The sequence below is a fragment of the Streptomyces sp. TOM-9 genome, from assembly GCF_056858595.1.
In genome coordinates this window covers 1,542,180-1,556,071 of record NZ_JBXEQB010000001.1, presented here as the reverse complement: position 1 = coordinate 1,556,071, position 13,892 = coordinate 1,542,180, and the positions used below count along the sequence as shown (strand labels likewise).

The window sequence follows — 13,892 nt, the reverse complement described above, 5'->3', positions numbered from 1 at the left end:
TCCTTTGACGACACGGCCTAGCGTGATCTGCCACCCCGAGGCCGGGACCATGGCCCACGAGGTCATGTGGATCACGGTCGGCGGCGGGTGCCCATCACGGTGATCCTGTGCCTGAGCGCTGCGATGCGCAGGCCGGTTCGCCGTGGTTGGCGGCATCGCAGTACCAGGCGGCCAACTCGTCGGGTCGCGCCGCCGCCCCGCGGAAGCCGTGGGTCAGTCGGTGGGGGTGATGTGGCCGTCGCGGAGTTCGAGGACGTGGTCGGCGAGGGCGAGGAGCTGGGGGTCGTGGGTGGCGACGAGGGCGGTGACGCCTTCGCTGTGGACGACGGCGCGCAGGAGTTCCATGACGGCGCGGCCGGTGTCGGCGTCGAGCTGGCCGGTGGGTTCGTCGGCGATGATCAGGGCGGGGCGGTTGGCGAGGGCGCGGGCGATGGCGACGCGTTGCTGCTGGCCGCCGGACATCTCGCCGGGGCGCTGGCCGGCGTGGCCCTGCAGGCCGACGAGGGAGAGCAGGAGGGCGACGCGTTCTTCGCGTTCGCGGCGGGGGGTGTTGCGCAGGCGCAGGGGGACGCCGACGTTCTCGGCGGCGGTGAGGATGGGCAGCAGGCCGAAGGACTGGAAGACGAAGCCCATGCGGTCGCGGCGCAGGGCGAGCAGGTCGCGTTCGCCCAGGCCGTTCAGGACGGTGCCGTCGACGGTGACGCGGCCGGCGTCGGCGCGGTCCAGGCCGCCGATGATGTTCAGCAGGGTCGTCTTGCCCGAGCCGGAGCGGCCCTTGAGCGCGACCAGTTCACCGCGGGCCACGGAGAAGGACACCCCGCCCAGGGCGTGCACCGCGGTGTCCCCGGTGCCGAAGGTGCGCACCAGGTCCTCGACCACGACCATCGCCTCGGAGGCCGCCCCGCCGCCCGCCGGGCCCTCACGCCGTTCCAGCAGTCCCTCGCTCATGCCCGCCAGCATAAGGGCCACCCAGCTGAGCCCCTGTTCACACGGTGGAAACAAACGCAGGCTTAAGATGACGATGAGCATCTGATCCTTCCACCCACTTCCGCGTGGCAATGGGGCAGTTGTCGGTCACGTCGTGGCATGGGCGCAGTCTGTGTCGCTCCCCCCCGCTCGGCGGTGACCTGGTCGTCCACTCGCAACACACTGTTACGGGCATCGAGAACGGGGGGCATGGTGCCGGGCTTCGTCTTGCTGCGCCTGCGCGCGCACCGGCTGCTACTCGCCGCCGCATTGTTGTCCGTCGTCCTGACCACCTGCGCCGTGGCCGCGCTGGCCGCGTTCAGCGGCGCGGTCGGGGACGCGGGGCTGCGGCGCGCGCTGCAGGGGCCGTCGGCCGCCAGGACACAGATCGACGTGACGTCGGAGGTGGCCGAGCAGGACGCCGGGCGGCTGGACTCCCGCGTGCGCAAGACCCTCGCGGGGGCCTACGACGGGCTGCCGGTGCGGGTCTCGTCCAGCACCCGCTCCGGTGCGTACGGACTGCCGCAGGACTCGCGCCCGGCGGACGCGCCGCGCTCGGACAATCCGGACCTCACGCTGCTCGCCACGTTCGACCGGTCTTGGGTGACCATGGTCGAGGGGACCTTCCCCGACGCGCCGCAGGCCGAAGGCCCGGTGCCGGTCGCGCTGCCCGACACGGCCGCGAAGGCCCTCGGCGTGACGCCGGGGGACGTGATCACGCTCGCCGACCGGCGGAACGGGCCGCCGCTGCGCGTACGGCTGACCGGCCTGTACCGCCCCACGGATCCGTCCGCGCTGTACTGGCGGCTGGACCCGATGGCCGGGCGCGGCGTGCGGACGCTGTCGTTCACCACCTACGGACCGATGCTCACCGATCCCCGGGCTTTTGCTTCGGGCGCGGTGCCTGCGACCGAGGTCCAGTGGACCGCGGGAGCGGACTTCTCGGCCATGACCGCCGGCCGGCTCGACAGCGTCGGTCAGGACGTCCGGCGCACGGTGGGGCAGTTGGACGACAAGCAGCTGGACGGGAAGACGACGGCGAGCAGCGAGCTGCCCGCGCTGGCGGCCGACCTGAGCCGCAATCTGCTGGTGAGCCGTTCGACGCTGCTCATCAGCGCGTTGCAGCTGATCGTCCTCGCGGGCCTGGCGCTGATGCTCGTCGCCGGCCTGCTCGCCAGCGAGCGCTCCGAGGAGACCGCCCAGCTGCGGGCCCGCGGTGGCTCCCGGTCCCGCATCGCGGGCCTGGCCTCCGCCGAGGCACTGCTGCTGGCGCTGCCCGCCGCCGTGCTGGCACCGCTGTTGGCCGGTCCGCTGGTGCGGCTGCTCGCCGGGCACGGGGCCCTGGCGCGGGCAGACGTGCACCTGGACGTACCGTCCTCCACGGCCTGGTGGGCCGGCGTGCTGGCCGCGCTCGCCTGCGGCGTCGCCGTGGCCTCGCCGGCGCTGCGCCGCACGGGCACCTACTCCATCGAGCGGCAGGCACGGACCCGCAAGGGCGCCCTGCCGGGCGCCGTGCAGGCGGGCACCGACCTCGCGCTACTGCTCGTGGCGGGACTGGGCTACTGGCAGCTGTCCCGGCGTGGCGGCGGGTCCGGCGCGCTGACGACGGACACCACAGGCGGGCTGGGGGTGGACCCGGTGCTGGTGGTGGCGCCCGCGTTGTGCCTGCTGGCGGGCGCGGTGCTCGCGCTGCGTCTGCTGCCGCCGGCCGCCCGCCTCGGGGAGCGGCTGGCCGCCCGGTCGCCCGGCCTGCCCACGGCGCTGGCCGGCTGGCAGCTGGCGCGGCGGACCGGCCGCGGCGCGGGCCCCGCCCTGTTGCTGGTCTTCGCGGTGTCGATCAGCATGTTCGCGATCGGCGAGAACGCCACGTGGGAGCGGTCCCAGAGCGACCAGGCGGACTTCTTGGTGGGAGCCGACGTCCGCGTGACCGGCACTTCGACACCGCCGTTCGGACAGGGCGGCGTCTACGACCACATACCCGGGATCGCCGCGGTGACCCCGGCGAGCCGCAGCACGGTGCCGCTGCCCAGGAACCGCGAGGCGACGGTGCTGACGATGGACACCACCACCGCCTCCCGGGTGACCGGCCTGCGCGACGACCTCACCGACCGGCCGTTCCGGCAGGTCCTCCGCTCCCTGCGACCTCAGGACACCGCCTCGCGGGACAGCGGGTTCACCCTGCCCCGTGACACCGCGCGCCTTCTCCTGACCGTCCGCACGCAAGCCTCGGACACCGGCGGCCGACCGATTGCGAGCGACGTCACCACCCGCCTTTCGGCGACATTCGTGGACCGCTTCGGCGTCCCCTACACCATCGCCCTGGGCAAGGTCCCCTCCGACGGCGGACGGCACGTCGTGGTGGCGGACTTCGGCGCCGAGGCGGGCCGGGCCCCCGGGGCCGGCCCGGCCGGGCCGCTGCGCCTGACCAGGATCAAGGCCGACTACACCCTGCCGCAGCGGACCGAGCACCACCGGCTCTCCGTCACCGCCCTGCGGTCGGAGTCCGGCGACGGCACCACGCGGACCGTCCGGGTTCCGGAGGGCTCGTCGTGGCAGGCGCGCGCCGTCATGGGCAACCCCGACTACATGAACTACGACGGCTACGTCGCCGTCTGGACGGACGCCCCGGACTCCAGCGGGCGGACGCCGCTCGCCGTCGAGTTCGACACAGGGGAGATGCCCCTCGGGGCGGCCTGGCAGAGCGGCTATGACACGGCATCCGTAACCCTCAGCTCCGAGCCCAAGACCCCGGCCGCGCTGTCGGCGGTCGCCACGGACACCTTCCTGCGTGCGGTCGGCGCTAAGGTCGGGGACTCGGTGCGGATCCCCGTGGCCGGCGTCACCGTGCCGGTCCGCGTCTCCGCCGCCGTGCGCGCCCTGCCCACCGTCGTGCCCAGGACCGACGGCACCGACGGCGGGGCGCTGCTGCTGGACCTGCGCTCCGTCAACACCCTGTTGAACGGGACCGGCCAGGGTTTCCTGGTCCCCGGCGAGTGGTGGCTGGCGGCCGAGCCGGGCGCGACCGCTCGCCTCGCCTCGGCACTGCAGGCCCGCGGTGACATCACCTCGCTCCTGGTCCGCGACGAGCAGCGCACCGAACTCCAACGCGATCCGCTCGGCGCCGGGCCGCTGTCCGCGCTGCCCGCCGCCGTGGTGACCGCCGTGGTGCTGGCCGCGCTCGGCTACAGCGTGGCGGCGGCCGGAGCGCTGCGCGAACGCTCCCAGGAGTTCGCGATGCTACGGGCGCTGGGCACCCCGCGCCGCTGGCTCGCCCGGGTGATCGCCGCCGAACAGGGCCTGGTCATCCTGGTCGCGGTGGGCGTCGGCGCCCTACTCGGCGGACTGCTGACCCGCCTGGTCGTCCCCTTGATCATCCTGACGGCTGACGCGGAGAGCCCGGTCCCCGACGTGCGGATACATCTGCCGTCCGGCCTGCTCGCCGTGCTGCTGATCACCGTCACCGCACTGCCCCTGCTCGGCGTCATGCTGACGGCGTGGCGGTCCGCCGACCCGGCCCAGGCGCTGCGGCGCCAAGGAGGTGAATGACGTGGCCGAGCCCCGTTCCCCGCGCAGCGGTGACGTCTCCTGGATCCGCGCCCGGCTGCGCGCCGCCCCCGGCGGGACGCTGGCACTCGCCGCGCTGGTGTTCGTCACGGCGTTCCTGGCGGCCGCGCTGCCGCGGGCCGTCGACGGCTACGAGGACACCGCGCTGCGCGACGTGGTGTCACATGCGTCGCTGCCGGGCCGTAGCGTCACCATGTCGCTCCCGGTGTCACGGCTGTCCGCCCCCCTCAACGCAGAGGGGTTGCTCACGCCCCCGTCGCTGGAGGAGACCGAGGCCCGGTTCCAGCGCCTCGTGAAGCCTCCGGTGACGCTCGAACGCGACCGGACCGTGTACGGGGTGCACTCCGCCGACACGGGCGTCACCGACCCTGGGCTGCCCCGGCCTTCGGGCCTCGATCCGGAGAGCGCCCTGGTGGCCCAGCCGGACCTGGCGGCGAACACCCGGCTCCTCGAGGGGCGTCTGCCGCACCCGGGTACCGACCCCCGCAGCGTCGAAGCGGTGATCACCGACCGCACCGCCAAGGTGACGAAACTGCGCACCGGTTCGGCCTTCCACCTCCAGGACGCGGTCGGATCCGTCGTGACCGTCCGGGTCACCGGGATCGTCACGCCGCGCTCACCTGGCGCCGTCTGGTGGAACGCGGAGTCGGACCTGCGCAGGCCCAGCCTGCGCTCGCTGCCCGTCCCGGGTGGCGACCCCGTCCGCTACTGGCACTTCGCCGCGCTCATCGACCCGGGGGCCACGGCCGTCCTGCTCAGCCTTCAGGACGGCGCGCTGGCCTACTGGCACCACCCCGCCGACGTCGATGCGCTCACCGCGCACGACGTCCCGGCCCTGAGCGACCGGATGGCCGCGCTGATCTCGGGACCGGACGGGGCACATCTGCAGGCCAAGCAGCGTGGTCTCCACGTCGAGGAGCAGGGGCTGGGCGAACTTCTGGGCCCCTTCGTCGCGGAGCGTACGGCTGCGCAGCCGCTGGTCCTGGTCGCGGCTGTGGGTGTGGGTACCGTCGGCGCCGTCGTGCTGCTGATGGCGGCGGGCCTGTCGGCGGCCCGGCGCAGGGCCGAGTTCACCTTGCTGCGGGCCCGTGGCATCAGCATGGGCGCGCTCACCGGCCGGCTGCTGGCGGAGGGCGCGGTGGTGGCGGTGCCGTCCGCGGCGGCGGGTCTGGCCGTGGCGCTGCTCCTGCTGCCGGCCGAACGTGCCGCGCTCGCCGTGTGGTCGGCCACCGCCGTGGCGGTCCTGGCCACGGTCAGTCTGCCGCTGCGGGCGGCTGCGACGGCTCGCCGGCCGCGCCCCGAGCAGCGTGAGGACCTCGTCGCGGCACGGCCGTCGCGGCGCCGCACGGTGGCCGAACTGGCGATGCTGGTCGTCGTCGCCGGCGCCGTGGTCGCGCTGCGGCAGCGCGGCACGGCCGACGGCGGTGCGGACGTGCTGACCGCCGCGGCCCCGGTGCTGCTCGCGATGGTCGCCGCGCTGGTGCTGCTGCGGCTGTACCCCTGGCCGGTACGGCTGCTGGCGCGGCCCTTCGCACGGCTCAACGGAGCCGTGCTGCACCTGGGCCTGGCCCGCGCCGGACGCGCCCCCTCCACCACCGCGCTGCCACTGCTGGCCGTGCTGGTGGCCCTCACCATCACCTCCTTCGGCGGATCGGTGCTCGCGGGCGTGGAGTCGGGACGCGACCACGCCGCGGTGACGGCGGTCGGCGCGGACGCCCGCGTGCAGAGCTACGGCGCCCTGCCGCAGGGAATCGACGCCCAGGTCCGCAAGGTCACAGGGGTGCGGGAAGTCACCGGCGTCCGGATCGAATCCGGGCAGAAACTGATCAACTACAGGGACCGGTTCGACCTGCTGGTCGTCGACCCGGAGCCGTACGCCCGGCTCGTGGCGGCCACCGGCCTGGGCTCCTCCTTCCCCGCCGGCAAGCTCGACTCAGGCGCGAAGGAGCCCATTCCCGGCATCGCCTCCCCGGCGCTCGCACGGAAGTTCGGCAACGGCGTCGGTGACCCGGAGACCGTCAGGTCCTCGGTCGGGCGGGTCATGGTGCACATCGTGGCCACGCAGGACGCCACCCCGGCCGCCCCCAACCACGAGTTCGTCATCGTGTCGCGGGCCGCCCTGGCGAAGGTCGCGCCCGGGACGAAAGAGCCGGCACACGGGCCGTCGACGCTGTATGCGACGGGCACCGGCATCGACGCGAAGGCGCTGCGCGCCGTCGTCGCCAAGACCGCGCCCAAGGCGCAGGTCACGCTGCGCACCGAACAACGCGCCTCCTACGGCACGACCTCGGCCCTGCAGTCGGGCGCACGGCACGTGTACCTCGCCGCCGTCGCCGCGGGCGCCGGCTACAGCGTGCTGGCGTTGCTGCTGTCGCTGCTGCACAACGCTCCGCAGCGCAAGGCGCTGCTGGCCCGGCTGCGGACGATGGGCATGACCGGTCGTCAGCGGCAGTGGCTGGCGGTGCTGGAGATGCTGCCGCAGGTCCTGCTGGGAGCCCTCGGCGGTGTCCTGGTGAGCGTGGCCACGGTGCCGCTGGTGCGTCCGGGCGTGGACCTGGTGGCACTGGCCTTCACGGTCCGCACGCCCGCCACGGACCTGTCGGGGGCGGTGCTGCGCACCGACGCGGCGTCGCTGCTGCTGCCCGCCGCAGGGCTGGTGCTGCTGGCCTGTGTGGTGCTGGCCGTCCAGGCCTGGCTGACCGGGCGACGGGGAGAAGGAACCGAACTCCGGATGGGGGAACGATCATGACTCAGAACACGTCCGGCACCGCCGAGCGCGACAACGTCACACTGGCGGACCTGGAACGACGCGTCACCGAGAGCCGGGAGCAGCCCGCCTACGGGCATGACGCGCTGATCGTCTGCGACCGGCTGGTGCGGATCTTCACCGCCCAGGGCGTGGAGGTCCAGGCCCTGCAGGGACTGGACCTGCTGGTGCAGCAGGGCGAACTGATGGCCCTGGTCGGCGCCTCGGGCAGCGGCAAGTCCACCCTGCTGAACATCCTGGCCGGGCTGGACACCCCCACCGCGGGCGCCGCCTCGGTCGCCGGCTTCGACCTGCTCGCCCTCGACGCCGGCGACCGCCTGCGCTACCAGCGCGAGGTCGTCGGCTTTGTCTGGCAGCAGACCTCACGCAACCTCCTGCCCTACCTGACCGCCCTGCAAAACGTCGTCCTGCCCATGCGGCTATCCGGCCGCGTCAAAGGCCGCAAAGCGCGCACCGACCGCGCCACCGAACTGCTGGACCTGATGGGCGTCGGCTACTGCGCCGACCGCCGGCCCCAGCAGATGTCCGGCGGCGAACAGCAGCGCACCGCGATCGCCGTCGCCCTGGCCAACCACCCCTCCCTGGTACTCGCCGACGAACCCACCGGGCAACTGGACTCCGCCACCGGCGAACAGGTCTTCAACTCCTTCCGCACGGCGAACAAGGAACTCGGCACCACCATCGTCGTCGTCACCCACGACCAGGCCGTGGCCACCGCCGTCGACCGCACCGTCGCCATCCGCGACGGCCGCACCGCCTCCGAAGTCGTCCGCCGCACCAGCGTCGACGACGAAGGCCGCACCACCGTCCACGCCAGCGAATACGCCACCGTCGACCGCTCCGGCCGCCTCCAACTCCCCCGCGACTACACCCACGCCCTCGACATCCGCAACCGCGTCATGCTCGAACTCGAACCCGACCACATCGCCATCCGCCCCGACCGCCCCGACCATCCTGCTGGGGGACAGTCCTAGTACGTCGGCCGGACGTCATGATCTGCCGGTTGGTTGTGCGACGAGTGCGCAGCGATGGCGGCGTGAGCGAGGCCTGGATGAGTTCGTGCCCCTGCCCGGTTCCGATACCGACAATGCCGAGGACGAGGCGAGTGACTGCCTGCGGTGGTCGGTGATTGTCGTCAGCGAGTCTTGATGCCGCTCGTCCGCCGGGCGAGCCCAGGGGACAGCCGAACTTCCCGGCCCTGCCACCGACGGCGTAGCCAGCGGTCGTGGCTGGCGACCACGATGGCGCCGGGTCCGGTGCCGAGTGCCTCCTCCAGCTCGTCACACAGGCGGGGGGAGAGGTGGTTCGTGGGCTCGTCGAGCAGCAGCAGGTGGGGCGGGCGGGCCACCAACAGCGCCAGCGCCAGCCGCCGGCGCTGTCCCACCGACAGTTCCCCGACCGGTCTGTCCAGGTCGGCCGCGTGCATCAGGCCGAGCGAGCCGAGCGGCACCTTCACCGCCCGGGCTTGGCCCACCGCCGCTTCATAGGTGTCGCGGACGGTGCGTGCGGGCCGTTCGAACACGGTGTCCTGGGTGAGCAGTCCCACTGTCGTGTGGTGCCGCTTGTGCACCTCGCCCTCGGCCGGGAGCTGTCCGGCGAGGACGGCGAGCAGCGTCGACTTGCCGGCCCCGTTGCCGCCGGTGACCAGCAGCCGGTCGGTCGCCGCCACCTCCAGGCAGTCCAGTGCCAGCCGGCCCGGCACCCGCACGTCCCGTAGTCTCACCAGCGGCTCAGTGCTCTCCTCGGCCCCCCTTGCCAGGTCTCCGGCGGCGAAGCGCAGGGGGCGTGGTGGCTCGGCGACCTGGGTGCGCTCCAACTCCTCCAGCCGCCGGGTGGCGTTGCGCACCCGGCGGGAGACGGAGTGCTGTACGCGGCCGGCCCGATGGCCGTAGCCCATCTTTTCGTTGTCGACGCGGCCCCGGTCCGGGGCGACCCTGTGCGCGGTCACGCCCACCGACTCGCGCAGTTCTTCCAGTTCCTCCTGCTCCTCGGCATGCCGCCGCTCCCAGCGCTGCCGCTCGGTGTGCTTCGCGGAGAGGTAGGCGCTGTAGTCGCCGCCGTAGCGGACGGGTCCGTTGAGCGCCGGGTCGAGGTCGATCAGGTCGGTGGTGACGGCGTCGAGGAACGCCCGGTCGTGGCTGGCGACCACCACGGTGCCGGGCAGGGAACGGACCTGCGCCTCGAGGAAAGCGGCGGCGTCGTCGTCGAGGTGGTTGGTCGGCTCGTCCAGGAGCAGCGCGGAGGGCCGCCGGACCAGCAGCGCGGCCAGGGCGAGCCGGCCGCGCTGCCCGCCGGAGAGTGTGCGAAGGCTCCGGTCGTGGCCGAGGGCGCCCAGGCCGAGGCCGTCCAGGACCATCGCGGCGCGGCGGTCGGCGTCCCAGGACTCCCGGTCCTGGGCCTGTTCGAGACGTCTGCCGTAGGCGTCGAGGAGTTCCCGGTGGCCGGGGTCGTCCTCGGGGACGCGGGTCAGCTCCTCGCCGAGACGGTCCAATTCGGCGAGGTCCTCATGGGCTTCGCGCAGCGCCTCGTCCAGTACGGCGCCGAGGGTGGAGTCCGCGTCGAACGGCATCTCCTGCTGGAGGAAACCGACGTCGTGGGGGCGGGAGATGCTTCCCGCGTCCGGTTCGTCCACCCCTGCGAGCAGCCGCAGCAGGGTGGACTTGCCGACGCCGTTCTCCCCGATCAGGCCGATGCGGTGACCGGGGGAGGCGGTGAGGCAGACACCGTCGAGGACGCGACGTCCACCGAGAGTCCGGACGAGGTCGTGGGCGAGCAGAGCGGGCTGGGGCACGGGGGTTTACCGTCCTGGCGTGATCGGTTCTCGGTCCGCCGGGCGCACGGCCTCGGACGCGGACCACGTCACACGTCGGCGGCTCACACCGCCGGTGCCCCCGTTTCCTTCAGCACCCCGTCGGCCAGCCGCAGCCAGCGGCTGATCCCGATCTCGGCCAGGAACCGCTCGTCGTGGCTGACGACCATGAAGGCACCCTGGTAGGAGTTGAGCGCGCTCTCCAGCTGGCCCGCGCTGACCAGGTCGAGGTTGTTGGTGGGCTCGTCGAGCAGCAGAAGGTGCGGCGCCGGCTCCGCGCACAGCACGCAGGCCAGGGTGGCGCGCAGCCGCTCGCCGCCGGAGAGCACACCCACCGGCAGATGGGCCCGCGCGCCCCGGAAGAGGAACCGGGCGAGCAGGTTCATCCGCTCCGCCTCGGGCCGCTCGGGCGCGAACGCGGCGAAGTTCTCCGCCACAGTCCGGTCGAGGTCCAGCAGGTCCAGGCGTTGCGACAGGTAGGCGATCCTCCCGTCGTTGCGCTTGATCTCCCCGCTGTCCGGGGCGAGACCACCGGTGACCAGCCGCATCAACGTGGTCTTGCCGGCGCCGTTGGGCCCGGTCAGTGCGATGCGCTCGGGGCCCCGGACGCTCAGGTCGACGCCGCCCGCCGCGAACACTTCCTGGTCGCCCAGGCGGACCTGCATGCCCTCGCCGAGGAACAGGTTGCGGCCGGCGGGCACTTGGGTGCCGGGCAGCTCCAGCGTGAGCCGCTGCTCCTCGCGCAGGGCCCGTCCGGCCTCGTCGAGGCGAGCCTTGGCGTCGCTGACCCGGGACGCGTGCATCGTGCCGGACCTGCCCGCGGCCTCCTGCGCGCCGCGCTTCATGTTTCCGGCGAAGATCTTGGGCAGCCCGGCGTTCTTCAGGTTCTTGGCGGCGTTGCTCGCCCGGCGCTCGGCGCGCTCGCGGGCCTGCTGCAGTTCCCGCTTCTCCCGCTTCAGTTCCTGCTCGGCGTTGCGGACGTTCTTCTCGGCGACCTCCTGCTCGGCACGGACGGTCTCCTCGTACTCGGTGAAAGTACCGCCGTACAGGCGCAGTTCGTCGCTGCCGAGTTCGGCGATGCGCTCCATGCGGTCCAGCAGCGCGCGGTCGTGGCTGACCAGGAGCAGACAGCCGTTGAACTCCGACAGCACGTCGTAGAGCTTGTGCCGGGCCTGGAGGTCGAGGTTGTTGGTCGGCTCGTCGAGCAGGAGGACGTCGGGACGCCTGAGCAACTGGGCGGCGAGCCCGAGGGAGACCACCTGGCCTCCGCTGAGTGTGCTCAGGCTGCGGTCCAAGGTGAGGTCGGCCAGGCCCAGACGGTCGAGCTGGGAGCGGGTGCGCTCCTCGATGTCCCAGTCGTCACCGATGGTGGCGAAGTGCTTCTCGTCGACGTCCCCGGACTCCACGGCGTCCAGGGCGCGGATCACCGCGGCGACGCCGAGCACCTCGGCGACGGTGAGGCCGCTGGTCAGGGGCAGGGTCTGCGGGAGGTAGCCGAGCGTGCCGTTCACCGACACCGAGCCCGTGGCGGGCTTCAGCTCACCGGCGATCAGCTTGAGCAGGGTGCTCTTGCCGGAGCCGTTGGGCGCCACCAGGCCCGTACGGCCGGGGGGCACGGAGAAGGACAGCTCGTGGAAGACGGGGGTGTCGTCGGGCCAGGCGAAGGAGACGTTCGAGCAGACGACAGCGGCGTCGGACATGGAAATGACCTCGGAGGTACGAGGGCAGAGCGTAGACCTCTGCCCTGGGCAGACGTGGGAGAAGGGGGCACGACGAAACGGACCACCTCGGCAGCGCTCCTGAGCGCCGGCCGGTGGCCGTCAGATCCGGATCTCACCCGGAGATGTCGTCGTCACCCACCACGTCTGTCACTCCTCATTGCCGTCCTGTGTCAGCCGCCAGCATAACAACACGCTCCCGCCTCCGATCCTTCCCGTGATCGCGATCGGCGGCTCCCGCTGCCGACACGCCTGGCCGGATGGTGACCGAACCCCGTACCACTGCGGCCGAAGGCACACACGCGTTCATCACGGGCCCGGCACATCGCCGCGTGGCAGGACTCGACGGCTGAGACCTCCGCGCCCCGGGCAGTTCGCCACCGGCCCTATGGGCAATGGCCTGCCGTTGTGCCGTGGGGTCCGCACCGTCTGCACAGCAGCGTCGGCTACCGCAGTCCAACGGAATACGGGACAGCACACGCAGCCTGACCACAACCGCACCAGTGGTCTCCGTCAAACCGGAACCAGCTCGGCCCGCCGGGCCGTCCACGGCCAAAGGGGGTGGTGGGCCAGGCATACGGCTCCGGCCCCTGCCCGACGGGAAGTCGGGCAGGGGCCGGATGTTGGTAGCGGGGGCGGGATTTGAACCACGCGACCTCTGGGTTATGAGCCCAGCGAGCTACCGAGCTGCTCCACCCCGCGTCGGTGCACCCAGCTTACGTCTCCCGGGCGGGCTGCGCAGGGATTTACCGCGGGGCTTCCATAGCCTGTGCCGGCGGGACCTTTCTGAACACGCCGTTCGAGTCGGTGGCCACCGCGATGGACGTCTCCGCGTTCTCCCTCAAGGCCTGACGACGAGCGTGCTGCCGCTGCAGGAGAAGTGCGGCAGGGGCGCGTCGGCGGTCAGCTTCACGATCCATGCCACCGTGGGGTGCCCGGTCTGCGACACAGGCCGCTCAGCCGCGCTGTGCCGCCTGGACGGCGTGGCGCAGCATGTCCTTGAACGAGGCGCCGGCGGGATCATCACCGAGCGCGACGTGCATCGACTCGGCCTCGGACCGGTTCGACCAGCGGGTGAACACCGATACCCCGGAGTCAATGGCCAGTCGCTGATCGACCTCGGTGACGGTCATGTCAGCCAGCCGCCCGGAACGTGCTGTGGCCTTCCCCGTGTGCGTGTCGGTGACCGCGACCAAGAGATGCCGCGGCAGCAACACGGCAGCAGTCAGCGTTTCGCGCTGTGGGTCGCCCCCGAGCAAGCGCGCGAAGACGCCGGGACGGCGCCGGGGCACACTGCGGGTCTCCACGCAGGCGACCGCGGTCGACGCGGCATCACCGAGCAGCTCGGTCTCTGTGACGGCCAGAATCGCCGTACGCAACCGGGAGTCCAGATCGTCAACCGTGCAACCGCGGCTCGTGCGGTCGAACAACTGCTCAGGCATGGGCGCATCGTAGCGGGGTCACCGACGGCCGGCTCGCGGCCCGGCCGACGCTTTCCTTCACCCGGTCGGCGGGAGGGTCCACCGGGTGTATTCGTTCTCGTGACCATCGACCACGGCTCGGGTGGGACGCCTGCCGAAGTGGCTCAGGCTCTGTGATCGGTGACGCTGGGTTGTCCGGTCATAGATCGAACAGTGCGTCCTTCTGGGGTTCGGGCTCGGGTGAGGGTGCGAGGACTGCGCGAATGCGGCTGACGCTCTGCCGCCACTTGGGGCCATCGAACGTCTCGTCCCAGAGTTCAGCGAGCTCGGACTCCCCGGCGACCACCCGGTCGAGCGCCTCAACAGCAAGCGGCCGAAGATCGTCGGCGAATTGCGGGAGGGCCTCTTTGGGCCCGTAGCAAGTGCTGATCGGCTCACCGGCTGGGCACTGTGCCGCGATGAGAGCGGCCGCGGCGACGGCCTCTGCTCCTTCTGGGCTCTCAAGGTAGTCCCCGGTCGCGATGGCGCGGGTCAGCGTCGCCCGGACAAGGCTCTCGCGCTCGTCCTTGGCCGTCTCGTCCAGCGTGTAGGCGAAGTCGGCGGCCATGTCGTTCTCGAAAGGGCCGATGTCCCAGGTGCCCATGGCG

At 72.4% G+C, this 13,892-nt stretch carries 8 protein-coding genes, 1 tRNA gene and 1 pseudogene; 4 read left to right on the top strand and 6 right to left on the bottom strand.

All coding sequences use genetic code 11. The features are described 5' to 3' along the window. Window positions 1-213: 213 nt before the first annotated feature. Window positions 214-948 (bottom strand): ABC transporter ATP-binding protein, encoded by a 735-nt coding sequence (locus tag AC1VWI_RS07275; protein ID WP_499510111.1) that lies wholly within the window; start codon window positions 946-948, stop codon window positions 214-216. Between the two features lie 228 nt (window positions 949-1,176). On the opposite strand from AC1VWI_RS07275, the gene AC1VWI_RS07270 reads away from it, so the two are divergent. The 3 genes from AC1VWI_RS07270 to AC1VWI_RS07260 are packed head-to-tail and all read left to right on the top strand — an operon-like array spanning window position 1,177 to window position 8,271. Next, on the top strand, window positions 1,177-4,512 hold the full coding sequence (locus AC1VWI_RS07270) for an FtsX-like permease family protein (RefSeq protein ID WP_499510110.1): 3,336 nt from the start codon (window positions 1,177-1,179) through the stop codon (window positions 4,510-4,512). Between the two features lies 1 nt (window position 4,513). Then, window positions 4,514-7,279: a permease-like cell division protein FtsX gene (locus AC1VWI_RS07265; protein ID WP_499510109.1), complete on the top strand. Its 2,766-nt coding sequence runs from the start codon at window positions 4,514-4,516 to the stop codon at window positions 7,277-7,279. Beyond that, entirely contained in the window at window positions 7,276-8,271 is a 996-nt protein-coding gene (locus tag AC1VWI_RS07260) for an ATP-binding cassette domain-containing protein (protein ID WP_499510108.1), read from the top strand. The genes AC1VWI_RS07265 and AC1VWI_RS07260 overlap by 4 nt, the downstream gene beginning before the upstream one ends. A 161-nt stretch (window positions 8,272-8,432) precedes the next feature. Here the strand turns inward: AC1VWI_RS07260 and AC1VWI_RS07255 are convergent, their stop codons facing one another. From AC1VWI_RS07255 to AC1VWI_RS07245, 3 genes are all read right to left on the bottom strand, one after another. After that, complete coding sequence (locus AC1VWI_RS07255) at window positions 8,433-10,088, bottom strand: ABC-F family ATP-binding cassette domain-containing protein (RefSeq protein WP_499510107.1); 1,656 nt, start codon at window positions 10,086-10,088, stop codon at window positions 8,433-8,435. A gap of 83 nt (window positions 10,089-10,171) precedes the next feature. Then, window positions 10,172-11,806 carry a ribosomal protection-like ABC-F family protein gene (gene abc-f, locus AC1VWI_RS07250; protein WP_499510106.1) on the bottom strand — a complete coding sequence of 545 codons (1,635 nt, stop codon included), beginning with the start codon at window positions 11,804-11,806 and terminating at the stop codon, window positions 10,172-10,174. A gap of 642 nt (window positions 11,807-12,448) precedes the next feature. Beyond that, window positions 12,449-12,526, bottom strand: a tRNA-Met gene (locus AC1VWI_RS07245). A gap of 72 nt (window positions 12,527-12,598) precedes the next feature. Here AC1VWI_RS07245 and AC1VWI_RS07240 point away from each other — a divergent pair. Beyond that, window positions 12,599-12,676 (top strand): annotated as a pseudogene (locus AC1VWI_RS07240) (enoyl-ACP reductase FabI); the annotation flags it as partial. Window positions 12,677-12,780: 104 nt separating this feature from the next. Here AC1VWI_RS07240 and AC1VWI_RS07235 read toward each other — a convergent pair. Together AC1VWI_RS07235 and AC1VWI_RS07230 are read right to left on the bottom strand one after the other, a co-directional pair. Beyond that, complete coding sequence (locus AC1VWI_RS07235) at window positions 12,781-13,266, bottom strand: hypothetical protein (RefSeq protein ID WP_499517070.1); 486 nt, start codon at window positions 13,264-13,266, stop codon at window positions 12,781-12,783. A gap of 178 nt (window positions 13,267-13,444) precedes the next feature. Continuing rightward, window positions 13,445-13,888: a DUF4259 domain-containing protein gene (locus AC1VWI_RS07230; RefSeq protein ID WP_499510105.1), complete on the bottom strand. Its 444-nt coding sequence runs from the start codon at window positions 13,886-13,888 to the stop codon at window positions 13,445-13,447. Window positions 13,889-13,892 lie beyond the last annotated feature (4 nt).